This is a genomic window from Stutzerimonas stutzeri (genome assembly GCF_024448895.1).
In the GTDB taxonomy this organism is placed as follows: domain Bacteria; phylum Pseudomonadota; class Gammaproteobacteria; order Pseudomonadales; family Pseudomonadaceae; genus Stutzerimonas; species Stutzerimonas stutzeri_Q.
Genome location: NZ_JAMOIC010000003.1, coordinates 29,164 through 54,070 on the forward strand (window position 1 = coordinate 29,164; position 24,907 = coordinate 54,070).

25 protein-coding genes are annotated in these 24,907 nt (G+C 62.4%); 12 read left to right on the plus strand and 13 right to left on the minus strand.

What is annotated here, in order from left to right; translation table 11 throughout:
* Nucleotides 1-20 precede the first annotated feature (20 nt).
* The 9 genes from NA619_RS04135 to NA619_RS04175 all read left to right on the plus strand — a co-directional run bounded on the left by NA619_RS04135 (nucleotide 21) and on the right by NA619_RS04175 (nucleotide 9,339).
* Nucleotides 21-2,078 carry a methyl-accepting chemotaxis protein gene (locus tag NA619_RS04135; RefSeq protein WP_255960217.1) on the plus strand — a complete coding sequence of 686 codons (2,058 nt, stop codon included), beginning with the start codon at nucleotides 21-23 and terminating at the stop codon, nucleotides 2,076-2,078.
* Nucleotides 2,079-2,547: 469 nt separating this feature from the next.
* A complete protein-coding gene (locus tag NA619_RS04140) occupies nucleotides 2,548-3,039 on the plus strand; it encodes a Na+/H+ antiporter subunit E (RefSeq protein ID WP_255960219.1) in 492 nt (163 codons plus the stop codon).
* Nucleotides 3,039-3,290: a monovalent cation/H+ antiporter complex subunit F gene (locus tag NA619_RS04145; protein ID WP_255960221.1), complete on the plus strand. Its 252-nt coding sequence runs from the start codon at nucleotides 3,039-3,041 to the stop codon at nucleotides 3,288-3,290. The genes NA619_RS04140 and NA619_RS04145 overlap by 1 nt, the downstream gene beginning before the upstream one ends.
* Nucleotides 3,283-3,579, plus strand: a complete 297-nt coding sequence (locus NA619_RS04150; RefSeq protein WP_255960223.1) for a cation:proton antiporter — start codon at nucleotides 3,283-3,285, stop codon at nucleotides 3,577-3,579. Before NA619_RS04145 ends, NA619_RS04150 begins: the two co-directional genes overlap by 8 nt.
* Nucleotides 3,572-4,495, plus strand: coding sequence for a hydrogenase subunit MbhD domain-containing protein (locus NA619_RS04155; protein WP_255960225.1), 924 nt, complete (start codon nucleotides 3,572-3,574; stop codon nucleotides 4,493-4,495). Before NA619_RS04150 ends, NA619_RS04155 begins: the two co-directional genes overlap by 8 nt.
* On the plus strand, nucleotides 4,492-4,773 hold the full coding sequence (locus NA619_RS04160; RefSeq protein ID WP_255960227.1) for an NADH-quinone oxidoreductase subunit K: 282 nt from the start codon (nucleotides 4,492-4,494) through the stop codon (nucleotides 4,771-4,773). Before NA619_RS04155 ends, NA619_RS04160 begins: the two co-directional genes overlap by 4 nt.
* Nucleotides 4,770-6,194 (plus strand): complex I subunit 5 family protein, encoded by a 1,425-nt coding sequence (locus NA619_RS04165; RefSeq protein WP_255960229.1) that lies wholly within the window; start codon nucleotides 4,770-4,772, stop codon nucleotides 6,192-6,194. Before NA619_RS04160 ends, NA619_RS04165 begins: the two co-directional genes overlap by 4 nt.
* Nucleotides 6,191-7,687, plus strand: a complete 1,497-nt coding sequence (locus tag NA619_RS04170; RefSeq protein ID WP_255960231.1) for a complex I subunit 5 family protein — start codon at nucleotides 6,191-6,193, stop codon at nucleotides 7,685-7,687. The genes NA619_RS04165 and NA619_RS04170 overlap by 4 nt, the downstream gene beginning before the upstream one ends.
* Nucleotides 7,684-9,339 (plus strand): complex I subunit 5 family protein, encoded by a 1,656-nt coding sequence (locus NA619_RS04175; RefSeq protein ID WP_255960233.1) that lies wholly within the window; start codon nucleotides 7,684-7,686, stop codon nucleotides 9,337-9,339. Before NA619_RS04170 ends, NA619_RS04175 begins: the two co-directional genes overlap by 4 nt.
* 174 nt (nucleotides 9,340-9,513) lie before the next feature.
* Here NA619_RS04175 and NA619_RS04180 read toward each other — a convergent pair whose 3' ends face one another.
* From NA619_RS04180 to NA619_RS04215, 8 genes are all read right to left on the minus strand, one after another.
* Nucleotides 9,514-9,867 carry a hypothetical protein gene (locus NA619_RS04180; protein ID WP_255960235.1) on the minus strand — a complete coding sequence of 118 codons (354 nt, stop codon included), beginning with the start codon at nucleotides 9,865-9,867 and terminating at the stop codon, nucleotides 9,514-9,516.
* A 179-nt stretch (nucleotides 9,868-10,046) separates the two neighbouring features.
* Entirely contained in the window at nucleotides 10,047-10,700 is a 654-nt protein-coding gene (locus NA619_RS04185; protein WP_255960237.1) for a DUF2238 domain-containing protein, read from the minus strand.
* 104 nt (nucleotides 10,701-10,804) lie between these two features.
* Nucleotides 10,805-11,248, minus strand: coding sequence for an ester cyclase (locus NA619_RS04190; protein WP_255960239.1), 444 nt, complete (start codon nucleotides 11,246-11,248; stop codon nucleotides 10,805-10,807).
* 87 nt (nucleotides 11,249-11,335) lie between these two features.
* A complete protein-coding gene (locus tag NA619_RS04195) occupies nucleotides 11,336-12,733 on the minus strand; it encodes an ATP-binding protein (RefSeq protein ID WP_255960241.1) in 1,398 nt (465 codons plus the stop codon).
* Complete coding sequence (locus NA619_RS04200) at nucleotides 12,730-13,407, minus strand: response regulator (RefSeq protein WP_255960243.1); 678 nt, start codon at nucleotides 13,405-13,407, stop codon at nucleotides 12,730-12,732. The genes NA619_RS04195 and NA619_RS04200 overlap by 4 nt, the downstream gene beginning before the upstream one ends.
* Nucleotides 13,408-13,475: 68 nt before the next feature.
* Nucleotides 13,476-14,081 carry a hypothetical protein gene (locus NA619_RS04205; protein WP_255960245.1) on the minus strand — a complete coding sequence of 202 codons (606 nt, stop codon included), beginning with the start codon at nucleotides 14,079-14,081 and terminating at the stop codon, nucleotides 13,476-13,478.
* 135 nt (nucleotides 14,082-14,216) lie between these two features.
* A complete protein-coding gene (locus tag NA619_RS04210) occupies nucleotides 14,217-15,227 on the minus strand; it encodes an SDR family oxidoreductase (protein WP_255960247.1) in 1,011 nt (336 codons plus the stop codon).
* A 153-nt stretch (nucleotides 15,228-15,380) separates the two neighbouring features.
* On the minus strand, nucleotides 15,381-17,258 hold the full coding sequence (locus tag NA619_RS04215) for a polysaccharide deacetylase family protein (protein ID WP_255960249.1): 1,878 nt from the start codon (nucleotides 17,256-17,258) through the stop codon (nucleotides 15,381-15,383).
* Between the two features lie 241 nt (nucleotides 17,259-17,499).
* On the opposite strand from NA619_RS04215, the gene NA619_RS04220 reads away from it, so the two are divergent.
* Entirely contained in the window at nucleotides 17,500-18,651 is a 1,152-nt protein-coding gene (locus NA619_RS04220) for an acyltransferase family protein (protein WP_255960251.1), read from the plus strand.
* Here NA619_RS04220 and csgH read toward each other — a convergent pair.
* From csgH to NA619_RS04245, 5 genes are all read right to left on the minus strand, one after another.
* The gene (gene csgH / locus NA619_RS04225; protein ID WP_255960253.1) at nucleotides 18,637-19,080 is read right to left on the minus strand and encodes a curli-like amyloid fiber formation chaperone CsgH; all 444 of its coding nucleotides are present in this window, start codon (nucleotides 19,078-19,080) and stop codon (nucleotides 18,637-18,639) included. The two genes, NA619_RS04220 and csgH, sit on opposite strands and share 15 nt — an antisense overlap.
* Nucleotides 19,081-19,110: 30 nt before the next feature.
* Nucleotides 19,111-20,040, minus strand: a complete 930-nt coding sequence (locus NA619_RS04230; protein WP_255960255.1) for a hypothetical protein — start codon at nucleotides 20,038-20,040, stop codon at nucleotides 19,111-19,113.
* A 29-nt stretch (nucleotides 20,041-20,069) separates the two neighbouring features.
* Nucleotides 20,070-20,555 (minus strand): curli production assembly protein CsgB, encoded by a 486-nt coding sequence (locus tag NA619_RS04235; RefSeq protein ID WP_255960257.1) that lies wholly within the window; start codon nucleotides 20,553-20,555, stop codon nucleotides 20,070-20,072.
* A gap of 116 nt (nucleotides 20,556-20,671) precedes the next feature.
* Nucleotides 20,672-21,091, minus strand: coding sequence for a CsgE family curli-type amyloid fiber assembly protein (locus NA619_RS04240; RefSeq protein WP_255960259.1), 420 nt, complete (start codon nucleotides 21,089-21,091; stop codon nucleotides 20,672-20,674).
* Nucleotides 21,079-21,663, minus strand: coding sequence for a helix-turn-helix transcriptional regulator (locus NA619_RS04245; RefSeq protein ID WP_255960823.1), 585 nt, complete (start codon nucleotides 21,661-21,663; stop codon nucleotides 21,079-21,081). Before NA619_RS04245 ends, NA619_RS04240 begins: the two co-directional genes overlap by 13 nt.
* 279 nt (nucleotides 21,664-21,942) lie before the next feature.
* On the opposite strand from NA619_RS04245, the gene NA619_RS04250 reads away from it, so the two are divergent.
* Nucleotides 21,943-23,643 (plus strand): OPT family oligopeptide transporter, encoded by a 1,701-nt coding sequence (locus NA619_RS04250; protein ID WP_255960261.1) that lies wholly within the window; start codon nucleotides 21,943-21,945, stop codon nucleotides 23,641-23,643.
* A gap of 66 nt (nucleotides 23,644-23,709) precedes the next feature.
* Complete coding sequence (locus NA619_RS04255) at nucleotides 23,710-24,801, plus strand: AI-2E family transporter (RefSeq protein ID WP_255960263.1); 1,092 nt, start codon at nucleotides 23,710-23,712, stop codon at nucleotides 24,799-24,801.
* Nucleotides 24,802-24,907 lie beyond the last annotated feature (106 nt).

The window sequence follows — 24,907 nt, forward strand, 5'->3', positions numbered from 1 at the left end:
AACGATCAAGGAGATCGGTGATGAATGCCTTGTTGCTACCAGGAGTGCGCACCCTCGAGCGCTTCAGTTTCGCCCGCAAATTTCAGCTGCTGGCGCTGATGTTCGTGTTGCCGCTGGGCTACGCCATCTGGGCCATCGGCCAGGGCTACATCGACAAATTGCAACTGGTTGCCAACGAGCGCTCCGGCGTGCGGCAGTTGATTGCACTGGATCAGGTCGAGGCGCTGCTGGTCGCGCAGCGCAACCTCACGGCGCGCTGGAAGGCCAGCGAAACCAACCGCGAAATCAGCAACGAGACCCGCGCCCTGATGGACGCCATGCAGCTCAGCGAAGCCCAGCTCGATGACAGCCTGGTCGGGCTGAAGACTCGGCTCGACGAGGAGGGCGCCGGTCCCGAGGTGCTTGCCGTCATCGGCCAACTCCAGGCACAGCGTGATGGCTTGCGGACCGAGGCGCTGAAGGGCATCGCCTGGTGGCCGGATGCCTACAACCGATTCACCGATGCACTGCAACAGGTGGTGACTGTTCGCGAGCAAGTCGCTACTGACAGCGGCCTGATTCTCGATCCCTGGCTGGAAACCTACCTGATGATGCAGATGGTCACCCAGGGCGCGCCAAGCCTCGTGCAGCAACTCGGCGTGCTTGCCAGCGTCGGCCAGGGGGTGGTCGCCTCTGGACAGTTCAGCATGCAGAGCCGCCTGCAACTGCGCGAGATCCGCAGCGCCAGCGGCGCCCTGCGAGCGCAGCTGGGTAAATATGGCGATCACCTGCAAGGCAAGCTGCCCGCTTCGCTCGCCGGTTGGGAGCAGAGCTATCGCGGCAACCTGCAGGCCGTTGACGCCTGGATGGCGCAACTGGACAGCGACCTGTTCGACGGCAGCGTCAAGCTGAACGCCAGCACCTTCGAGCAGGGCATGGATGCCGCCCTGCAACAGACCCACCAGTTGCAAGCCGCAACCCTGGCCGCCCTCGACCAGCGCCTGGCCGAGTACCGTGAACAATCACTGCGTGCCCTGACCCTGACTGCCACCGCGTTCGGCCTGCTGGTGCTGTTGGCGTTGTACACGCTGGTCTGCCTGCAGGCCTCGATTCGCGCCAGCACGGCCCGTATCACGGCCATGGCCCAGGCGCTGCGTGACGGTGATCTTCGTTGCGAGACCCGCACTCACGGCCACGACGAGCTGGCCCTGATCGGCACGGCGTTGAACGAGGCGGTGGCGCACCTGCGCGACTCTTTGCAGGGCGTCAACCAGCAGAGCGCGGCGCTGGGCGGTACGGTGCAAACGCTCGCCGGGCAGGCGCAGCAGTCATTGCGTTCAGTGGAAGAGCAACAATCGCAGGTCAGCCAGATCGCCACCGCCGCAACGGAAATGGCGGCCACCGCCCAAGCCGTTGCCGAGAGCTGCGAACAGGCCTCGCAGGACGCCGCGCATACGCGCAAAATCGCCGAGCAGAGCAACCAGCGCAGCGTGCAGACCACCGCCAGCATGCGTCAGCTCACCCTGCGCATGGGCGAGACCTCCGCCGCGCTCGGCCAGCTGCGCGAGCAGGCGCAGCAGATAAACCGTGTCGTCGATGTGATCAAGGGCATCGCCGAGCAGACCAACCTGCTGGCACTCAACGCCGCTATCGAAGCCGCGCGGGCCGGCGAGCAGGGCCGAGGTTTTGCGGTGGTCGCCGACGAGGTTCGCAGCCTTTCGCAGCGCACCCAGGACTCCACGCGTGAAATCAGCTCGACCGTCGAGGCGCTGCAGCGGGTGGTGCTGCAATCGGTGGAGCTGATGGACGCCGCCTGCAGCCAGGCCGACAACGATGCCGGCGCGGTTACCGAATTGGGCGATCACCTGGGCGAAATCGCCGGTGCGGTGCAGCGCGTCAGTGACATGATCGTGCAGATCGCCACCGCGGTGGAGCAGCAAGCCGCGACCGCCGAGGACGTCAGCGGCAATATCCAGCGCGTCGATCAGGCGGCGCTGGTGCTGCTGGAAGGTGCGCAAGCCGTGCATGGCGTGGCTGATCGATTGAGCGAAGGCACACGCAGCCTGGCGCAGAACACCGCACGGTTCCGGCTCGGCTGATCTCAACCCGTAGGGGCGAATTTATTCGCCCCTACAAGTGTCGGGTGACCCTACGACTCCTAGCTGCCGCTCAGCGCTTTCCCGTTGGGGCGAATTTATTCGCCCTGCAGCGGTGAGGCTGGGCCCATGGGCGAATGAATTCGCCCCTACAAGGGCTGAGTGAGCCTACGACTCCGAGCTGTCGCTCAGCACTTTCCCGTAGGGGCGAATTTATTCACCCGGCTGAGGTGAGGCTGGGTCCCATGGGCGAATGAATTCGCCCCTACAAGGGCCGGCGAGCCTACGACTCCGGGCTGCCGCTCAGCGCTTTCCCGTAGGGTCGAATTTATTCGCCCATCCCACATGAGCTGAATCCGGCACCGGCAATACCCATCGCAACGGCTGGAAACACCCTGATCCCGCTCTTTGACGGAACGCCTGCGCTGGGCTCAGTCCAAGAATCACGATGTGTCGAATAAAGAGAACCGAAATGGAGCGGACCAGATGGAAGCACCGCCTCAGCGATGGGCTGGGCTGGGCGTTGATCTACGCCGCGCTCTGGGCTCTGTTCAGCGAGGGTGGTGGTTGGTCTTTGGGCGTGCCTACCGCCCTGCTCGCGGCTGGGGTCTCGGTCTGGCTGGGCATGCGGCCTTGGCACCCGACATTGTCCGTCCTGCCAGGATTCATCGGATTCTTCCTCGGCAAGATGGTTGCCGGTGCCTGGGACGTCGCCGTGCGCGCGCTGCATCCCGGCCGGTCATTGCAGCCAGCGTGGCTCGTCTACCCACTCACTGCTCACTCTCCCCAGGTGCGACTGGTGCTTTCGGCGCTGGTCGGCCTGCTACCCGGCACCCTGGCTTCGCGGGTGGACGGTGACAGCATGCGCGTGCATGTGCTGGATCAGCGTCAGCCGTGGGAGCCGACGGTTCGTGAGCTTGAGCAGCGACTGCAGCGCTTGCTGACGCGGGAGCCCTTGCGCTGATGGCGGTGTATTCGGCGCTGTTGCTGTTGACCATCATCATCGGCCTGGGCCGCGTGGTGCGAGGCCCTGGGCGGGTCGATCGGCTGCTTGCCATTCAGTTGTTCGGCACTACAGGCACTGCTTTGCTGCTGGTGCTGGCGCAATGGCAGTCGCAACCGGCACTGCGTGACGTAGCGCTGCTGCTTGGGTTGCTGGCCGCCGTGGCCAGCGCGGCGCTGGTGCAGCTGTTGCGCCGAGGTCGCCATGACTGAAGCATTGCTCGACGGCCTGAGCTGGCTGCTGCTGATCGGCGGCCTGTTGTTCTTTGTCGCCGGTAGCGTCGGTTTGCTGCGCTTTCCAGACACGGTCAGCCGTCTGCACGCGCTGACCAAGGCAGACACCCTGGGCCTCGGGTTGGTGATCGCCGGGCTTTCGCTGCGTGCCGACAGCCTCTGGGAGGTCGGCCAGATGGTGCTGATCTGGTTGTTACTGCTGGCCTCCGGCGCCACCGCCTGTCAGCTGCTGGCCCGCCACGCCGATGAGGAGCGCGGCGATGACTGAATGGCTGTTCGACGGGGTGCTCGGCTTGCTGCTGCTGGGCCTGGCCTTTGGTGCCCTGCATGGTCGCAATCTCTACGCCAGCGTGTTGCTGTTCATCGCCTTTGGCCTCGCGCTGGCGCTGATCTGGGCTCGCCTGGGGGCGGCCGATCTGGCGCTTGCCGAAGCGGCCATCGGTGCGGGGCTGACCGGTGTGCTGCTGTTCACCGCCCTTGCACGTCAGCCGGGTGCTGCGGACCTGCCCGACATCACCGGAACCCGCCTGCGTCTGGGTGCTGCGGTTGTGGTGCTGCCAATGTTGTTTGTGATGGTGCAGGGGCTTGCCCCCATTGGTGGGCTACCAAATGAGGCTGAGCCGCAACTGCCGGCGATGATCACCCGGCACCTGAATGAAACCGGCGTCAGCCATCCGGTGACGGCCGTGCTCCTGAACTACCGCGCCTGGGACACCCTGCTTGAACTCGCCGTCCTGCTGCTGGCGTTGCTTGGCGCGCGTCAACTCGGCCCGCGGCGCCTCGACCTGGCCGAACCCTGGCCGCTGCTGCGGGCCTGGGCGCGTGTGCTTGCGCCGTTGCTGGTATTGGCCGCCGGTTACATTCTCTGGCGCGGTGCCAGCGCGCCGGGCGGCGCCTTTCAAGCCGGAGCGCTGCTCGCTTCCGGGGTCGTGCTGTTGCGGCTGTCGGGGGTGCTGCCGCGGCTGCGCTGGTCCTTCCTGCCGCTGCGCCTGCTGGTTCTGGGCGGCTTGCTGGTCTTCCTGGGTGTCGCGGCGCTCACCGCCTGGCTGGGGCAGGGTTGGTTGACCTATCCCGTTGGTGCAGCCAAATCGATCATTCTCCTGATCGAGACGGTCGCGACGCTGTCCATCGCGGCAAGCCTGAGCCTGCTGGTGGTGGGCGAAGGGGAGGACGCCCCCACATGAGCAGCAGCCTGTTCTGGATGATCATCGGCGCGGCGCTCTGGCTGCTCGGCTTGCACGGGCTGCTGACCTTGCGTCAGGCACTGCGGCGGATTATCGCCTTCAATTTGATGGGCAGCGGCGTGTTTCTGGTGATGATCGCCCTGGCCGCACGCCAGCAGCCAAGTGATCCCTTGCTGGTGGCACTTGTGGTGACCGGGCTGGTGGTGGCGGTCAGCGCCACTGCCCTGGCACTGCGGCTGGCCGGGGTAGTGCAGGAAAAACAGGAGCCGCGGCGATGAACGCAGCCCTGCTGAGCCTCTCGCTGCCGCTGGTCGCTGGCCTGCTGCTGGTGCTGCTGCAACCGCGGCGCAAAGGTCTCTGGGTGATCGCGGTGAGTCTGGCCAGCCTGATCGCCGCGGGTTTCGCCCTGCATCAGGTCATGCAGCTGGGGCCACAATTGGCGCAGATCGGCGGCTGGCAAACGCCCCTGGCAATCCGCTTCCAGCTGACGCCCTTGACTGCCTTGCTGATGGTCTTCACCGCTGGCCTGCACCTGCTGGTTGCGCTCTATGCCGCGCGTAGCCCGCACGCCACCGGCAACGAGGATTACTGGCCGCTGTCCTGCCTCTTGCATGCAGCGCTGGTCGCGCTGTGGTTATCGGCAGACCTGTTCAACCTCTACGTCACGCTCGAACTGCTGAGTCTGTGCGCCGTTGCGCTGGTGGCACTGGCGGGGCGCAAGGCCTATCGACCGGCCTTCAATTACCTGATGCTGTCGCTGGCCGGATCGCTGGCCTACCTGTTCGGCGTCGCGCTGCTCTACGGTCGCTACGGCGTGCTCGATATTTCGGTGCTGGCAGAGCTGGCTCAGGCCGATTCAACCACCCGTCTCGCGCTGCTGCTGATGAGCCTGGGGCTGATGCTCAAGGCGGCCCTGTGGCCGCTGCATCTTTGGTTGCCCCCCGCGCATTCCGGCGCGCCGACCGCGGTCAGCGCCTTGCTCTCGGCACTGGTGGTCAAGGGGCCTATCTACATTCTCTGGCTGGTCTGGAGCGAGATTGCCCCGCCGGAGCTGGGGCAGCCGGCGGGTGTGCTGTTTGCCGGGGCCGGCATTCTGGCGCTGATTTCCGGTGGCTGGTCGGCCCTGCGTGCGCCGCGGCTGAAGATGCTGGTGGCTTATTCCACGGTCGCTCAGCTGGGCTATGCATTGCTGGCGCTCGGCCTGCTGTTGCACTGGCAAGAGCCGCGGATGGAAGCGGCGCTGTGGTTGTTCATCCTGGCCCACGGTCTGGCCAAGGTCTCGATGTTCCTTGCGGCCGGCGAACTGCAGCGCGTCCTGGGCACGCGTCGGGTGCGCGCGTTGAAAGGCGCCAGCCAGAACATGCCGGTGGCCATGGCGACCTTTGCCGTGGCGGGCGGCAGCCTGATCGGCCTGCCGCCCAGCGGCGGGTTTCTGGCCAAGTGGCTGCTGCTGCAACCGATGTTCGAGCAGCCGCAACACTGGCCCTGGGCATTTGGTGTGTTGCTCGGCACGCTGATGTCGGCCGCCTATGTATTTCGCGTGGTCGCCCTCGGATTTGATCGCGCGCGGCCCAACCCGCCAAGCGTCAAGCCCGATCCGCTCGCACAATGGCTGGCGATGTTGCCGGCGATAGTTGTCTTGAGCTTGGCGCTGATCAGCGAGCCGTTGCTGCTATGGCTTGGCGGGGTGGCACGATGACCTGGACCAACTGGCTACCCCTGGCGATCGTGCTCAGCTCGCTGGTGCCGGGGCTGCTCATCTTTACCCTGCGCGAAGACCAGCAACGGTTGCGGGTCACCCTCAACCTCTGCGGCGTGGTGATCAAACTGCTGCTGGTGGTGGCGATGATCGTCGGCGTCAGCCGTGGCCTGGAGTTTCGCTTCAGCCTGCCGTTCCTGCCCGGCGCGCCGCTGGTGCTGCAGGCCGATGCGCTCTCGTTGCTGTTCGTCGCGCTGTCATCCGTGCTGTGGATGGCGACCACCCTTTACGCCATCGGTTATCTGGAAAAGTCACCGCTGCGCTCGCGCTTTTTCGGCTATTTCAGCCTCTGTGTCAGTGCCACCGTGGGGCTGGCGCTGGCGGGCAATCTGGTCAGCTTCCTGATGTTCTACGAAATGCTGACTCTGGCGACCTTTCCGCTTGTGGTGCATCGCGGAACGCCGGAGGCGCTCCGTGCCGGGCGGGTCTACCTGGCCTATACCGTCGGTGGCGGGGCCTTGGTGCTGATGGGCGTGGCACTGCTTCATAGCCTGGCAGGCGGGCAGGACTTCCAGCCGGGTGGTTACTTGCTGTCAGCGGTGGGCGAGCATGATCTCGCGCTACAGGTGGCGTTCGTCCTGCTGATAGCCGGGCTCGGGGTCAAGGCGGCGCTGCTTCCGCTGCACGGCTGGCTGCCCAAGGCGATGGTCGCGCCTGCCCCGGTCAGCGCATTGCTGCATGCCGTGGCGGTGGTCAAGGCTGGTGCGTTCGGCATCATCCGCGTGGTCTACGACGTGTACGGTGCAGAAGCGATGGGGCTGCTGGATATCGCGGGGCCGCTGCTCTGGCTGGCCGCGGCAACCATCATCTATGGCTCGGTGCGCGCACTGCAGCAACAGGAACTGAAAAAGCGCCTGGCCTACTCGACCATCAGTCAGGTTTCCTACGTAACGCTCGGCGTTGCCTTGCTCGGCCCAATCGCGGCAGTTGGCGGGCTGGTGCATCTGGTGCATCAGGGCCTGATGAAGGTCACGCTGTTCTACTGCGCAGGCAACTTCGCCGAAACGCTGGGCATCCACCGCATCCGCGAGATGGACGGCGTCGGCAAACGCATGCCCCTGACCATGACCGCATTCAGCATCGGTGCGCTGGGCATGATCGGGATTCCGCCGATTGCCGGCTTCGTCAGCAAATGGGCGCTGGGCATGGGTGCGCTGGAGGTCGGTCAGGATTGGGTGTTGCTGGTACTGATGGGCTCGGCCCTGCTCAACGCGGGGTACTTCCTGCCGCTGCTGTGGCGCGGCTGGTTTGCCGAGCCGGCCGACTGGCACGAGGACAACTGGCGTGAAGAGCGCTGGGAAACCCACTGGATGTTGCTGTTGCCGGCGCTGTTTACCGCTGCGCTGTCCGTGCTGGTCGGGCTGCTGGCCGGCACTGCGCTGAGCCCGCTGGGCTGGGCGCAGCTGATCGTCGACCGGGAGTTCCGGATATGACTGGCGCCTGGATGTGGCTGCTGGTGCCGCTGGCACCGTTGTTGGCTGCCGGTGCGCTGGCGATCTGGCGCGAGCGCGCGGTCGTCTGGCTGTGGCTGGCCTGTGTTCCGGCGCTGGTGTTGGTCTTCCAGCCGATGCCTACGCTGGATCTGCCGATGCTTTGGGACGGCATTCGCTGGGGAGCGAGTGACGATCTCAGTCGTGCCTGGTTGGGATTCACCGCGCTGCTTTGGGGCTGCGCCGGGGTCTTTGCCAGCAGCAGCCAGAAGGGTGACCCGCAGCAGATGCGCTTCTGGACGTTCTGGCTGCTGGCGCTGGCCGGCAATCTGCTGCTGATCATCGCTGCGGATGCACTGAGCTTTTACTTTGGCTTCAGCGCCATGAGCCTTTCCGCCTACGGGCTGATCGTCCATCAGGGCGGCCCTGGCCCGCGGCGCGCTGGGCGCTTGTATCTGCAACTGGCGATCTGCGGCGAGATGGCGTTGCTTGCAGGGTTGATGCTACGCAGCCATGCCACTGGCGGCGATTTCTCCTTTGCAGCCTGGCAGGCGGTGCCCATGGATGGGCTAACCCTGCTGCTATTGCTGATCGGGCTGGGCTTGAAGGCCGGTTTCTGGCCCTTGCATGTCTGGCTGCCCCTGGCGCATCCAGCCGCGCCCGCGCCAGCCAGCGCGGTCCTGTCCGGGGCAATGCTCAAGGCCGGGCTGCTGGGTATATGGCGCTGCCTGCCCGAGGGCGACCCGCTGCTGTCGAGCTGGGCCGAGGTGTTGCTCGTCATGGGTATCTTCGGGGCGATCTATCCAGCGCTGATGGGGTTGATTGCCGGTAAGACCAAGGCGGTGCTGGCTTATTCGTCGGTCAGCCAGATGGGCTATTTGGTGATTCTCATGGCATTGGCCTGGCGACACCCGCAACAACACCAGGCCATGACCGTCGTGCTGATGCTTTACGGCGTGCACCACGGGCTGGCCAAAGGCGCGCTGTTCCTCGCCGCAGGCCTGATCCACGCCGGTAGGCTGCCGCGAATCGGCTGGCTGCTGCTGACGTTGCCGGCGCTGGCTATTGTCGGCTTGCCGCTCACGAGTGGCGGCGCGGTGAAGACGGCCTTGAAGGATGTCTGGCACGCCGGCGAATTCGAAGGCTGGCTGCTTTGGCTGACCGTCAGCAGCCTGACCACCGCCTTGCTGCTGGCTCGTGCGCTCTTGTTGCTGCGCTCCGATGCCGCCGATGCGCCCGCCGGCCGTCCGCCACTGCTGCAGATATTGCCCTGGGCGTTGCTAAGCGTCCTGGCGCTGCTCCTGCCCTGGCTCTGGCCTGTGTTGCGCGAGCCGATGCTGCATGGCTTGTATCCCGGGGGGCTCTGGTCTTCGCTGTGGCCATTGCTCCTGGCCTTTTGCGTGGCTGGTGTGGTCGTGAAGCGCGATCTGAGGGTGCCGGCTCGTTTGGCTAACCTTCCGAATCCGGCGCTATGGATGTCGTTGCGCCTCAAGCGTCTGGTGATGCGACCTCCCATGGCCGTGCCGATTGTGCGCCCGGATGCATCGCGCTGGCGTCAACGAGAGCGCCGCTGGAATCGATTCTGGAACAAGGGCGCGCTCGCCATGAGCGCCTGGGTGCTGGCCGCTCTGCTGTGGCTGGGATGGTTGTGGTAGGCGGAACGGATTACAGAATACGCCGGATCATCAGGTTGTTTATTCCCACTTGATAGGGTTGAAACAACGCAACATTGAAGTTAGATAATTCCTGCAATTACCGCGTGATGATTAACTTTCATAATTTCGCGCAATAAAAAAGGCGCCAACGGCGCCTTGGATTTTACGTCAGGCTCAAGCAGTACCAAGCCCGGTGCGATCACTTCCATCTTCAGCGATCAGCTGGCCCAGCGGAGTGCGGTCGAAGCCGTCATCGGCGATCTGATCGGCCTGTGGCGTCAGATCAAAACCATCCTCCGCAATCTGTTCACTGATAGGTGTGTGATCGAAGCCATCTTCTGCAATAAGCTCACTTAACGGTGTGCGATCGAAGCCATTTTCAGAAAGCGTAAGGTCCGGAATCAAGTCATTCAGAACAGTTGATGCGCCTTGCACTTCGCCGAGAAGCGGCTGCGGTTGGCTAGCGGGCACAGCAAATGCGGTGGAGGCGACGCTGGCCAGAATTACACTTGCAAGTAACTTTTTCATGATGTGATCCTCGGTGCAGTTGGGTACGGGACCTATGCTACGGGCGAGGACTGAATGGACAAACGTGAGCGTATCAATAGTGCTAATCGATACTGGTGATGCTCTTTGAGGTCGGTATATAACTATCCAATCAGCCAATTATATAAATCGATGAGATCGATAGTGATTAGCTGATCGTATTAACTGGCGGTCTCGCCGTGCATGTCGGTTCGCCCGCGGTTGGATTGATCGATCGCCGCCATGCTGCGGTTATGCAGTGGAACCAGAGCCGTCATTGCCGTCAAAGCACCGAGCAGCGCGCAGAACATATCGGCCTGGGTGTCCCACTGGTCGCCCTGCATCCCTAGAAATTCCTCGGCGCCCTGGCCCAGTACGAGCGCCGCCGCCCATTCAACCAGTTCGTAAACGGCGCTTAGCGTCATTGCCATGCAGACGCAGACAAACGGCAGCAGGTGGCGGCCGAGCCTATGCCCGTTACGCAGCAGCAGCTCCCTGGCTATCAGCGCCGGCACCACGCCTTGCAGGAAATGCCCGAGCCGGTCGTAAGGATTGCGGCTAAGTTCCAACCAATCCTGCAACCAGAAGCCCATGGGCACGCGGGCGAAGCTGTAGTGCCCGCCGGCAATCAGCCCCAGCGCCTGGACGGCGAGTAGCAGATAGAGCAAGGACGAAAGCGGGAAACGCTGATGACTGTAGATCAGCACCGGTAGCAAAACGGCCGCCGGAAGGATTTCCAGCAGCCAGGTGGTGCGGTCATGGGGATTGATGGCAGACGCCATCAGGGCAAGTACGACGAGGCCAACCAGGGTCTTGAGCAACTGCGTTCGGTGCATTCAGCCTGCCTTTCGAAATCGGGGCGTATTCACAGTGGACCGCGAAACCGCTTCGCCGACTGCTTCAAGGCGATGAAACGGCACGCGGCATCAGCTGACTCCCGTCAGGGCAGGGCTTTTTCGGCGTAGGTCCGGGTCGCCAGCCCTATCTGTGAGCGGAAGCTTTCCATGTCGAACATGGTGCATATCTCGCGAATCAGGCCGCCCGGTGTCAGGGTCCAGAACGCCATCGCCGAGATGCTCAACACCTTGTCACTGGGGGGATAACCGAGGGCTTCGTTCTCGATGGTGCCGATCAGCGTGCACCAGGTCACTACCTTGTCGCCTTCGGCGACGCACTCCTCGATGACCACCTCGAGATCCGGCATGGCCGTACGGATCTGCGAGACCATTGCGGCAAATGCGGTGCTGTTCATGGGGCGACCCACGAAAGAGCTCTTGTAGAGAAAATCCTTGCTGTGCAATTGCTCGGCCAGGGCCAGGCGACCCCGGTTCCAGCTCAGCTCAATGTGGTTGCGAACCAGTCTTTTGTTGTCGTCCAGTGACATTGCGTTGCGTCCGTGTGCGGGGCGGGGGATTGAACTGTAGCAGCCGCAACCGGGGGGCGGCATCCATCCTCCGAGCCCTTCGTCGGCTCAGCCCTGAGGCAGGCGCAGCCGGAACGCCGCGCCACCGAGACTTGAGTCGTCGAGTTTGAGCTCGCCACCATAGCTGTCGAGAATGTCCTTCACGACCGCCAGGCCAATGCCCTGACCCGGATGTTGTGCGTCCAGCCGTTCGCCACGACGCAGGATGCGCGCGCGCTGGTCGATTGGCACGCCTGGGCCGTCGTCTTCGATGCTCAATAAGAGGCGGTCGCCGTCCTCATGCAGACTGATGCGCACCTGATGGAGACAGAGCCGGTAGGCGTTTTCCAACAGGTTGCCGAGCAGCTCCATCAGTGCGCCCTGCTCCAGCGGCAGGGTGGCACCCGGCGGAAGTTGCAGGTCGACCTGCACGCGCTTGTCCTGATAGACCTTGTCCAGCGTGCTGCACAGGCGCACCAGCACCGGTTGCAAGGCTACGCGGTGCCGCACCAGGCCGCTCTGGCCCAAGCACGCGCGTTGCAGCTGGTAGCCGATCTGCTGGCTCATCCGCTCGATCTGTGCGCGCATCACGCGGGCCTGCTCGCGATTGTCGGGCTGAGCACTGATGACTTCGCCGACGCTTTGCAGCACCGTCAGCGGGGTTTTCAGGCTGTGCGCCAGGTCGCCCAGCGAGTTGCGGTATTGCTCGCGCTGGCGGCGTTCACCGTCGAGCAGTCGGTTAAGCGAGCGGGTCAGGCGCAGCAGTTCCTGCGGATGCCGGTCGCTGAGTCGATCCAGTCGACCTGATTCGACCTGATCCAGTTCGCGGCTCAAGCGCTTGAGAGAACGAAAGCCCCAGGTCAGGCCCAGCCACAGCAGGGTCAGCAGAACCAGCAGGCCGCCGCCCAGCCAGAGATACAGCTGCTGACGAAATTCGTCGAACAGGCTGCGGTATTCGCTGGTGGGTTGCATGGTGACGAAGCTGAATGCCTTGCGCGCCTCGCCGGCGAGCCGCAGCTCGACGTCGTAGACAAAGTACTCCAGGCCATCGGCGTCTTTCACCCGTTTGAACTCGGTAAGGTCGCCGTGCAAACGTGGTTGGTAGTCGATCTGCTCATCCTCGGCCGAGCGCGACTGCCACAGCCGCTTGCCATCCGGGTCGAAGATATAGCCGAGCAATTTGGCATCCGGCAGGTTGAATTCTTCATCGGGCAGTCGCCTGGGCATCAGCAACTGTCCTTCTTCGATGCGCGACGCGGTGATCAGGGTATTGGCGTCGGCGGCCAGCCGCTCCTCGATGACGCGCTCGAAAGCCAGACTGAATGCTGCCTGCAGCACCGGCAGAAGCGCGAGCATGAACACGACGGCAAGGCAGGTCGCGCCGAGCATGAGGCGCAGGCGCAGCGAGAGAGTCCCGTTGCGCGTGGTTCTCGCCAGCACCAGCCAGCGGCGCCAGCGTCGGCTCATCGGCAGCGCTCGGTAAAGAGGTATCCCAGGCCGCGGACGGTATCGATGGGCTTGAGGTCGCCCTGGGCTTCCAGCTTGCGCCGCAGGCGGCCCACCAGCACTTCAATGACGTTGGTGTCGCGCTCGGTGTCGTCCGGATAGAGCTGTTCCATGAGCCGCTCTTTGGCGACCACCTGCTGCTGGTGGCGCATCAGGTATTCGAGGATGCGGTATTCGAATGCAGTCAGCGCCAGCGGCTCGTCATTGACCAGCGCCTGTTTGCGGTTGAGGTCGAGTTTCAACGGGCCGGCCTCGATGCTCGCCTGGGTAAAGCCGGACGAGCGCCGCAACAGGGCGTTGAGGCGCGCTTCCAGCTCTTCGAACTGGAACGGCTTGACCACGTAATCATCGGCACCGGCGGCGAGGCCTTCGACCTTGTCCTGCCAGTTGCCGCGTGCCGTAAGAATGAGGATGGGAAAGCGTTGACCATTGCTGCGCAGTTGGCGGATCAGGTCGAGCCCGCTGATATCAGGCAAGCCCAGGTCCACTACGGCCAGGTCGTGGTGAAACTCACGGGTCTGATAGAGCGCGTCTTCGGCATTGGCCACAGCATCGACCACGTGACCGCTCTCGCTCAGACGAGTCAACAGGTGGTGGCGCAGCAGCGCCTCATCCTCCACCACCAGCACTTTCATGGGTAACTCCCGTCATGCAACGGCCGGGACAATCCCGGCCGTGGTCCTGTTGAAGCAAACCGCGCGGCTTAGAAGTGATAGTTCAAGCCGAGGTAGGCCTGCTTGCTGCTATGCACATCGATGGAGCCGACCTTGCCGACGCCGCGCTCGGCAACTTCGGTACCGGCATTGCTGCGCAGATAACGATAGCCGGCTTCGATTGAGGTATTGCTGCCAACCTCCTGCAGAACGCCGGCTTGCAGGCCAACCAGATAACCGATGTCGCTGTCACGACGGTAACCGCTGGACTCGTTCTCAAGCTTGGTCAGGCCGGCGCTGGCGCCGCCGAACAGGCGGGTGGTTTCGCCGACTGGTAAGAACATGTCGTAGCTGCCGATCAGGTTCTGCTGGCGCAGCTTGAGCGAGCTGCCGTAGTCGTCGGATACGTTCTCATAGGTTGCATAGTAGCGCGCCTCGTCGGTCATCTGACCGGCCCGCACGCCCCAGGTGCCACTGTTCTTGATGGTGTCGTCGAAGCGGTTCTTGCCAGGCATGTTCTGCTTCAGAGTGCTGGAGCGGTCGATGTTGACCGTGCTCTTGCCCCAGGTCAGGCCGGCAAAGTTGTCGGCGGCTTGGGCGCCAAGGGTGAAGACACTCAGGGTAGTGGCGATGGCCAGGGTATGCAGCTTGTTCATGTGTTGCTCCTGTGCAGGCTGGAAAAGTTACAGTGCCATCCTGCCTGTAGCCCCCTGAACCGCTCCTGAACCCTGGCTGAACCTGAGCTGAACGATCACGAATGCGGCGCAGCAGCTGCTGCGCCGTCCCCAACGCTAGCGTCCGCGGCGCCCCAGTAGAGCCACCAGCGCCGCTGCGCCCACAGCCACCGCGGCGGTAGTGGCGAGCGGATGTTGCGTGGCCTGGGTATAGAGACTGCGCTTCAGGACCATGCCCGGGTAGTTGCCGCTGGCCCTGCCATCGCCCGCCGCGCCGACATCACTGTCATGTAACGCGCCATGCGGGTGACGGTCTGGTCGGCCGCTCTGGATGGCGTCGTAAACGAAGGTCCGGTTGATCCAGTCAGCCAGCCGCGGTGCGTTCTGTGCCAGCTTGGAGAGCAGCTTGGCGTTGCCAATGTAAACATCACGCTGCGGGTGCTCGGCGGCGTTCAGTATCGCCCTGGCGACCACTTCGGGCGCATAGACTGGCGGCGGAAAGACCGGCGCGCTGGGCAGGTAGTTCTTCGAGTGATCCATGAACTGGGTGTCGGTCGACGATGGGCGTACCAGGGTCACCGAAACGGGTGTACGGGATTTCTGCAGCTCAACGCGCAGCACGTCCGTCATCGCCTTGATCGCGTGCTTGCTGGCGCTGTAGCTGCTGTGGAAGGGCAGTGCGTTGGCCGACTCGACACTGCCGATGTTGATCAGCGCGCCACCTTTGTCACGCAGGTGCTTCACCGCAATCGAAGAGCCGTAATGGGTGCCCCAGAAATTGGTCTGCATGACCTGCTGGTGATCTTCGTCGTTGACCTCATCGAAGCGGCCCCACACCGAGCTGCCAGCATTGTTGATCCAGGTGTCGAAGCCGCCAAAGTGGGAGATGGTCTCACTGGCAACACGTTCGAGCTGCTGGCGGTCACCTACATCCGCCTGCACGTGCAGGACGCGTTCCCCTGCGTTCAGCTGCTGCTTGATGTCCTGCAGGGCTTCTTCGTTACGCGCCACCAGTACCACGCGAGCGCCACGTTCCACGGCCATCCGCGCCGTGGCCAGGCCTATACCGCTGGACGCGCCGGTAATGACGACGACCTGTTCACGCAAGGGTTTCAAGGAAATGTGCATCTGAACTCCTCCAGCTGACCGCAGGGTAGGTTGGCTCGGTAGAAGCCTCTGTCACCCTGGCGGTTCCGGAAAGGCGATGGATGGCAGCTGCTGGCGAGCCGGTTGCTGGTTGTGGAGATCTCATGACTGTGATCCGCGATGACGCAAACCCGCTCAGTTGAACCTGATCTCGGTCGTTCCCGCCGGCAGCTGGCGAATCAGCAGGCGCTCGCCATCAAGCAATACGCCTGGCTGCTCGAATGCATGAACAGTCGTACCGGGCGGCAGTTGAAGGCTCAGCCCGTCAATTTGCTCGGCGCTGACTACGCTGATCACCGTGCCCTTCTTCTCGCGCCTGACATCGACCTGCAGCTGGTCGCGCGCCGCCCACCATCGACCCAGCTGCCCTTGGGTGCCGAACCAGGCAAAGGGTTTAAGCCGTGGTATGGCGGCCTCAAGGAATCGATATTTATGCTCGAGCTGGTTGGGATGTATGAGGATCACAAAACTGCCGCCGTAGCTGGATAGCCGTTGCGCCAGGTCGACTGCCTCGTCGACACGCAGGTCCATGTGCGGCGGGATTTCATCTTCGATGGCGATTGGGAATTCGAACACGCTGGTCTCGCGGGCGTACATCCGGTCGTGATTGCTGCGATACGGTAGGTGGGTTGTCACGTTCCCAGCCGTGGCGGACGAACCGAAGCGATAGCCTGACGCTTCCATAGCCTGCGGCAAGCTCGCAGGCGTAGCGAGATAGCCGGGACGAAATGACACCACTTGCGCATCGAACAACTGTTCGAGAAGAAACTTGCTGACCCGTAGCTCGCCGAGCACTGAGGCATTGCGCGTATCACCTTGCGCTTTCACCCGGGGCTGGTAGTTCGGATAGGTTTCAGCACCATCACCGAGAGGTACCGATGCGTACATGTCTGAATGGCTGACCGAATGACTGGCGATCTCCATTCCGGCACGTTGCAGCTCCGTGATCGCCTCCAGCGTTCGATCGTTGAAGAACCCTTCGTCCTGAAAGTCCCGGTAGTACTTGGTCTGAATGAAGAAGGTGGCCGGCACCTGCATACGCTGAAGCAAGTCTCGGTAGGCTGTCAGGTGCTCCATCGACTGGACGAAGTCCACATCGAAGGTCACCACCGCAGCAAGGGACCTGCCGTCGGGCACAGTGCCCAGCGTTACGGCCAACGGCTCGTTCTGGATGTATAGCTCGCGAAGCCAACGCAGCCATACGTCCACCGAAGGTTCGTAGTGGTTGGCGTAGTTGCGGTAGCTCTGGTCGTTGCGGTCGCCATGTGCACGCATAATGAAAAAGCCAAGGTCGAAACCTAGCGCGTAGGCCTTGCCGCCGCCGGGGTCGCTTCGCTGAATCAGCGCTGGCGCGCCGTCCTCGAAGCGGGCCATGACGTTTACCGCCCCTTCGTACACCTGTGTGCCCATCCAGCTGGCCGGGTTATCAGGATTGCCCAGCAGTACCGATCGCTCATGCGGATGATTGATCCAGCTAAGCGAGGGCTCCGTGTCAGCGGTGTCGGTATCAAAATCGATACGGTGATGTCGTGACTCGACGACCGAGTCGAAGCCGAACAGGTCCTGTACGCCACCCCCGAGAACCTGGGTTGCGATTAGCGTTCCGCCCCGTGCCACGTGCTGGCGCAAGGCTTCCACAGCCTTTGTTTCCAGCACACGCCCCGACACCGTTGGATAAGCGAGCACCACGTTGTGCCGGATAGCCTGAGTCACGTCGCGGGTGATGGTGAACGGAACGCCGATGCTCTTGAGCCCTTGCGCGAGCCCGAGCCAGGCGGAATCTTCATCGGTCAACAGGATCGCCAATCTTGAAGGTTCGCCCCTTTCGTAGGTTCGCCAGTCAGTTGGAACGTCGGCTTTGATCTCGCTGGGCTCGTCCGGACCTACCAGCTTGTCAAAGCGGGCAAAGGTATTGCGCTCCAGAAAGGCCATCCCACCCAGAGCGACCAGGGCTGCAACGCCTACGATGGCCGCGACACGAAACAGGTTCGAGATGTGATACCAGCGTGACAAGGTGACCTCGGTTCATCCGGAGCAAGAGGGGGAGTATCGCCCACTTAACGTGCCCTCTGCAGAGCGCTTCAGCCTAAGCGACCGTAGCCGAGTGAAGAACTGCTTGTATGGTTCGGAACTCTTTGATGGCCAATTGCTCTCATTAAGGCCGGGAGTCCCTTTCCCGGTATTCCCCCGTTGATCAGGAACCGGCGCGCTGGATGTGCAGCGAGCATGCCTGGATGTCGAGCAAGGCTTAGGAATGAAGCGTTTCGTTGTGCTGGATAGTTTTCGTGGCATCTGCGCGGTTGCGGTGGTCCTGTTTCACACCCAGATCCTGCTGAGTTTTTCAGAGCTCAGTTTCTTTCGTCATGCTGACCTGTTCGTCGAGTTCTTCTTCGTGCTCAGTGGCTTCGTGATGTTCCACGCCTACGGTTCGCGCCAGTTCTCAGCCGACATGCTGCGGCGATTCGTCATCAGCCGCACGTTCCGCCTCTATCCGTTGCACCTGGTGATGCTGCTGGTGTTCATTGGCCTGGAGTTCGGCAAGCTGTGGGCCGAGCACCACGGATTCTCCTTCAACGACGCGGCGTTTACCGGCAAGACGGCACCGAGCGAGATCCTGCCCAACGCCTTGTTGCTGCAGAGCTGGATCGGTGATTTCAACAGCCTGTCCTTCAACACTCCGGCCTGGAGCATCAGCATCGAGTACTACCTGTACATGGTGTTGGGCGTGCTGCTGTTGGCGATGCCGCGTTACTGCGGTCAGATTCTGGTAGTCGCTACAGCGGTGTCCTTTGCGGCGCTGTATGTCGAACTGGACGTGATCAAGCCTTTCATCTGGCGCGGCGCTTCCTGCTTCTTCGCCGGGGCGCTGACCTACCGGCTCTATCAGACGCTGGAGCCGGTGATCGACCGCTTCGATGATCGGCCCTTTTTCACGGGCCTCGAGCTGCTCTGCCTGTTGCTGGTCTACCGCACCCTGACCCACGAGGTGCCGCATCAGGGCATCTTCGCCAGCCTGTTGTTCTGCCTGGCGGTGCTGGTATTTGCCGGCGAGCGGGGCGCGGTGTCGCAGCTGTTGCAACGCAAAGTGTTCACCCGCCTGGGGGAGCTTTCGTTCTCCATCTATCTAACCCATGCCGCGGTGATCTTTGCCTTCACCAGCGCCGCGGTAGTGCTGTCCAAAGTCACCGGCGCCGATTACACGATCATTCTGCAGCAGCCTGGCAGCGAGCAGATCATGCGTTACATCAGCTCGGGGAGCGTCCTGCTCGACGACTTGCTAACGGCGCTCGAGCTGGCGATGGTGCTGGCCGTTTCAGCCGTCACCTATCATTTCATCGAGTTGAAGGGCATCGAGACGGGCAGGCGTCTGGTCCGAAGCAAGCAATCGCAGCTATCGCAGGTCTGATTCGGATTTGACGACAAGGTGGCCGTCGGGTAGCGGTTCGCTCGGTGGCGAAGCGGGCGCCTGAGGTGTGGGGCTGGTGGGCTGGGTAGAGGGGTAGACCTGATGTACGGCTGGTTGCTCTTCACCGTCCACCGTCCAGGATAGTGTGGCTTCGATGCGGCTGTCCTCCGCCAGGCCGACACGGTTATTCAGTGGACATTGCGCCTCCGGCCCGCTGGTCAACTGCCCGGACTGGCGGCTGCGGCTGGTGCCGGCTCGCCCGATGGTGCGTACCTCCAGCTGGTACGTGAGCTGGTGAGGTGCGGCGCTGCTGAAACAGAGCCTCAGGTGCAGGCGGCTGTCTTCCGGTAGCAGTTCCAGCCGCGCTTCAACCGGCGCGGCGGTGGCAGCTGTGGCGAGCAGCACGGTGGCCAGAGCAGTGGTAAGCATGGACGGAATGCAACCCCATGTGAGTGCGGCCTACTGCTGGGTGATGTTGGCCTGATTGCCGCTTCCCGTTTGCAGGATTACGGCGTTCATGAGCGCGGCACTCTGGGTGATTGCCGCCTGGTTCGACGCTCCGGCCTGGGTGATGCGGGCTTCGTTGAACTCAGCAAACTGCCGAATTGCTGCCAGGTTACCGTCGCCGTTCTGCACGATGCTGGCCTGGTTGTCATCGAATTGCTGCACCACCTCTACGCTGTTGCCGTTGCCCGTCGATGAGCCTCTGAACGCATTGCCACGCCCGGTTTGCTCGACGGACAACAGGTTGTTGTCGCCAGCCTGATTGAATGCGATCTCACCAAACAGCGCGTACTGCGTGATGTCAGCGCTGTTCGAGTTGCCATTCTGAGCAAGCCTGATGTCGCCGGCGTCGCCTTGGTCGATGGTCGCCCGGTTTTCATCGCCGACCTGGTAAACCGCCAGCTGCGTGCCGTGGTGGATGCCGTCCTGGGTCAGAGTGACCGAGTTGTCGTCACCTATCTGGTAGGCCTGGGCCTGAGCGAAACCCTGTTGTGTGGCGGAAATGAAGTTGTTATCGCCGATGCTGCTGAGCTGCAGGTCGTTTGCGTACCAGGTCTGTTCCACCTCGACGCGGTTGCTGCTGCCTTCCTGGTAAACACTGGCGGTGGCGAAGTGGCTTTCAGGGCCCTGATAGACGGCTACGTCGTTGTCGCTACCGATCTGAACGATAGTGGCCAGATTCGATTCGCCACCCTCTGTCTGGTAGACGGCGCCGATGTTAGCGGTGCCGTTCTGGCGCACCACAGCTTCATTGAGCGGGCCGGTCTGCTCGACGGTGGCATCGTTATCGTCGCCGGTCTGCACGACCTTGGCGCTGGTGTCGGCATGAGCGCCAATGGCAACAGCCAGCAAAGCGGCTGACGCGAGGAAGTGCAGGCTGCGCATATCGTTACCTTAGTGATGAAGCTATGTGATCAACGATGCTGAACGATCTCGACCCGCTGGCCGCTGCCGTACTGGACGACGCTGCTGCTCAGGCCGCTGCCGAGCTGCTCGATGCTGGCGTTGTTGTTGGATCCGACCTGGGCGATTGCCGCCTCGTTATCGCTGCCGATCTGGCTGATGTCGGCGATGTTGCCCGAGCCGATCTGAAGGATGGTGGCCAGCTGGTTTTCGCCCTGCTGGAGGATGAAGGCCTGCTGGTCGCTACCTTGCTGAACGATGTTCGCCAGCTGATTGGTCCCGGTCTGGGTGATATCGGTCAGGTTGTCACTGCCTTCCTGCAGCACCCGGGCGATCTGCCCGTCAGGCAGCTGCATGGCCGCGGATGCAGAGTTGCCCAGGCTGACCGGGCCTCCGGCCAGATCGGCGTTGTCCATCAGATCATTGGCGTGGAGCCCGGCGCTGGCGAGCACGAATGCGGCGAACACGCTGCGGCGGAGTAGGGCTAGACAATCCATGCAGGCACCTCTTGATAGTGTGCGGATTCTTGACTGCAGGCGAGGCGGTGAATATCCATCGAACGGTGCAAAAAGCCTCTTTAATGACATCCGTAAAGGATTAAGCCATCGATTGTTTACAGCTCGTCGCGATCCATGTCGTAGGTATCCAGTAACAGGTTCTGCAGTTTGTTTCGGCTGATGTTTTCCTGAATCAGGCGCGCAGCTTCATTGGCGATGGTCTCGATCTCCGCGACGTTGGGCTGCAGGAAGCGGCGATAGACGATGCGCTGCCCATGCTCGACCCAGACCAGGCTTCCCCAGCGTGCCGAGGGCCGCTCGCGCACCACCAGGTCGCCGTCCAGACCCGTCGCATCCTGCAGGGCAAAGCTCAGGTAGCGATGGAAATCGTGACCGAAGCGGGTGATTGCATTGTCGATGATCAGCCCGCTCAGTTCCGCTTCGCTCTCTGCCTGTTGTGATTCGATCGGCTGCTCCTGTGCGCGCAACGGCGCGAGAGTGAGTAACAGGAGCAGACCCAGCGTCAGGCGTGGCACGACTCTGACCAATCCAGCCGGCCACGCAGCAGGAAGGCTGCTTCGGCCCGGTTGGAGGCGCCGATCTTGCGTAGCAGGTTATGGATATGACTTTTAATCGTGTGCGGGCTCAGGCATAGCTGTTCGGCGATCTCGGCGTTGGACAGGCCCTTGCCTGCCAGGCTGAGAATCTCGCGCTCGCGCAAGGTCAGCGATGGCTTGCTGCCCGCCAGCTGACGCATCCGCCGCCACTGGCTGAGCAGCCGCTCGGTGAGCACGCGCGGCAACCAGTCGCCGCCTTCGAGCAATACCTGAATGCCGTCGAGCAGATGTTCGCGGGTGGCGTGGCTGTAGAACACGCCGCGAATGGCCGGGTGCTTGTCGACCAGTTGCTCGGCCTGGTCGGGAGCGATATTGACCAGTGCAACGGGCGTCTGCTCGTCGAGTTGATCCAGCAGTGCAGAGAGCTGCTCGGTCTGGGCGTTGCCAGAATCGAGCAGGTAGAGGTCGGTGGCGCCGGGAACGATTTTCTCGAGCCGGGCAAGGGCTACTTCCAGCTGAGCCTGTTCGCCGAGAAAGTGTTTGAAGAACAGTCCCAGTAGCTCATTGCCGGTGAGCAGGGTCACAGTAGGCCGGTTACGTTCCAGGTGGGTGAAATCCGCTTCGTCCATGTTCAATCCTTGGTCTGGGGTGCCGTTATGCCGCGTAGAAAAGTTACTAAACGACCGGGTGAAAATGACGAAGTTCAGCGTTTGGGTTGCGATTAAGCTGGTATCTGCGCTCGGACGCTGACAACCCGACGGACGGTTAAGTACCGGCAAATTGGAATGAATGGACTACCTTGAGTCAATCACCCGTTCGATGGAGACGGCATGAATCACCCCTCTCGTGAATTGACAGTGCGCGCGTTGCTCACCGGACTAATCCTGGGCGCGATATTGACGCCTTCGAACATCTACTCAGGCCTGAAGATTGGCTGGTCGTTCAACATGTCGATCATCGCGTTGCTGGTCGGCTTCGCTTTCTGGCAAAACCTGGGCAAGGCATTGGGCCGACCGGCCTGGACGCTCCATGAAAGCAACATCAACCAGACCACTGCCTCGTCCGCAGCCTCGATCATTTCGGGCGGGCTGGTGGCGCCCATTCCTGCATTCACGTTGATTACCGGGCAGCAGTTGGACACGCTGCCATTGATGGCGTGGGTGTTCTCAGTGAGTTTTCTTGGCATATGGGTCGCTTGGTATCTGCGCCCATCGCTGATCATCGAATCCCAGCTGCGCTTTCCGGAAGGCATGGCGACGCTGGCAACCATGCAGCAGATCTACAGTCACGGCGCTGAAGCGGCCCGGCGCCTGTGGGTGTTGGGCTCCGCCGCGTTGCTGGCGGCATTGGCCAAGCTGATCGACAGCCTGTGGTGGACCTTGCCACGCTGGGCACCGAGTGCGCAGCTGGAACGCCTCACCTTCAATCTGGAACCGTCACTGCTGTTGCTCGGCTTCGGTGGAATCATCGGTCTGAGGGTGGGCCTTTCACTGTTTCTGGGTGCTGTGATCGCATGGGGGCTGATCGCGCCGTGGCTATTGGCAGAAGGCCTTGTAGAAATGCCTGCAGGAGCCAGCGGGCCGCAGTTCGCCTTGCTCATCGAGTGGTTGCTCTGGCCAGGGGTAAGCCTGATGGTGTGCTCTACGCTGACCGCGCTTGGGCTACGCTTCTTGCGTGCCCGTCGAACTGACCCGTCGCGCCGAGTCGCATTGGGCCGTCCGGCATTGCTGCCTGCGGCTGGGTTAGGTCTGGCTGCGATTCTGGTGATCATCCTGCAGACGACATTGTTCGGCATTCACCCGCTGATGGCAGCCCTTTCGATTCCTTTGGCGCTGCTGTTGGCGATGGTTGCGGCACGGGTGGTGGGCGCGACCGGCATCCCACCCATCGGCGCGATCGGGCAGCTGTCGCAGCTGAGCTTTGGTGCCATCGCGCCGGGGCAGGTGGCGATCAATCTGATGAGTGCCAATACCGCCGGCGGTGCCGCCGGTCAGTGCACCGACCTGCTAAACGATTTCAAGGTCGGTCATGCAATTGGCGCTACACCGTCGCGTCAGGTCGTCGCGCAATGCCTGGGTATTCTGGTGGGAAGCCTGGTCGGCGTGCTGGCCTACCAGCTGCTGATCCCCGACCCCCAGTCGATGTTGATCACGCCGGAATGGCCGGCACCAGCGGTGGCGACCTGGAAGGCCGTGGCAGAGGCGCTGACTGCCGGGCTCGGCTCGATCAGTCTGGATATACGCTGGGCCATGCTCGCCGGTGCCCTGACGGGCGTGATGCTGGGCGTGCTCGAAGGTGTGGCGCCGGTCTGGCGCTTGCGCTGGTTGCCGAGTTCCGCGGCGCTGGGGCTGGCCTTTATCATCCCTGCTTCGATTTCATTGATGATGGCGTTCGGCGCTCTGCTGGCCTGGCTGTTCGCGGCCCGCTGGGGCAGTCTCGCCGAGCGGTTCGTCATAGTCGCAGCTGCCGGCCTGGTCGCTGGTGAAAGCCTCGCGGGGATCGGTATTTCGCTGTGGCAGCTGCTCCGCTAGAGCGGCTTGACCTGAATTTCTCCAACAGCCTCATGTCCCAACTTCAGACTTCGAGAAGGGGATGGCATGAGCGACGCAGATAACGAGAACAAAAGCGCAAGAGAGGTCGCCAGCCGCAGCCTGATCAAGGTCAGCGTGCTGGTCGTGGTCGCGCTGCTGGTAATAGTGGCGTGGCTGGCATTCGAGTTTCTTCTGCTGCTGTTTGCCGCCATTCTGTTCGGCGTGTTGATCAACGGCATCAGCTGTTGGATCAGCGAGAAAACGCCTCTGTCGCGCAACCTCTCGATGGGATTGTTTTTTGTCCTGTTCCTGACGTCGGTAGGGCTGTTCGGCTGGCTGGTGGCGCCGAGCATTTCCGATCAGGTCGATGCGCTCTCGGAATCTCTGCCTGAGGCCGTCGAGCGCCTGCGTGAGCGTGCCGACGAATCCGAATGGGTCAGCCGACTTATGGAATATCAGGACAGCCTGAGCGAAGCCGTATCACCAGGTGATGGCTTCAGCGTGGTGACGGCTGTGCTGGCGTCGATAGGCGGAGCGCTGACTAGCTTCGTGGTGGCCTTCGCCATCGGCGTCTGCCTGGCCATCAACCCTCGGGTTTACGTTGACGGCTTCGTCAAACTGATCCCTCTGGGTTACCGGGCACGCACCAGAGAGGTGCTGAGCGAGAGCGGTTCGACGCTGCAGTCCTGGCTGATCGCCAAGCTCATCGAAATGCTGCTGATCGGCGTGCTGACCACGCTTGGATTGTGGTTGCTGGGTATCGAGCTGGCGCTGGTTCTTGGGCTGATTGCCGGCTTGCTGTCCTTCATTCCCAATATCGGGCCGGTGATCGCCGTGATTCCTGCGCTGTTACTGGCGTCGATGGAAGGCACCCGGACGATGCTCTACGTCGCAGGGCTCTATACCTTGGTGCAAGTGCTCGAGAGCTACGTCTTCACGCCGTGGATGCAGAACCGCATCGTATCCGTACCACCTGCGCTGACCATTTCGCTGCAGCTGCTGTTCGGCCTTCTCGCCGGAACTCTTGGCCTGTTGCTGGCGACGCCACTAGGAGCGGTGGGGATGGTGATGATCCGGATGTTGTACGTGGAAGACGTGCTGGGCGATCGTCCGGACAGCGACGAACGGCTCAAAAACGGTGATCGCGATGAACGGTAATTCCCGCCAGAGCGCGGTTTAACGGGCCTGATCAACGTTTGTACAAATTTTGTAATGCGTCAGATGAAACCCCTGGCGCTGGTGGTTGCCCGATTATAGGAACCCT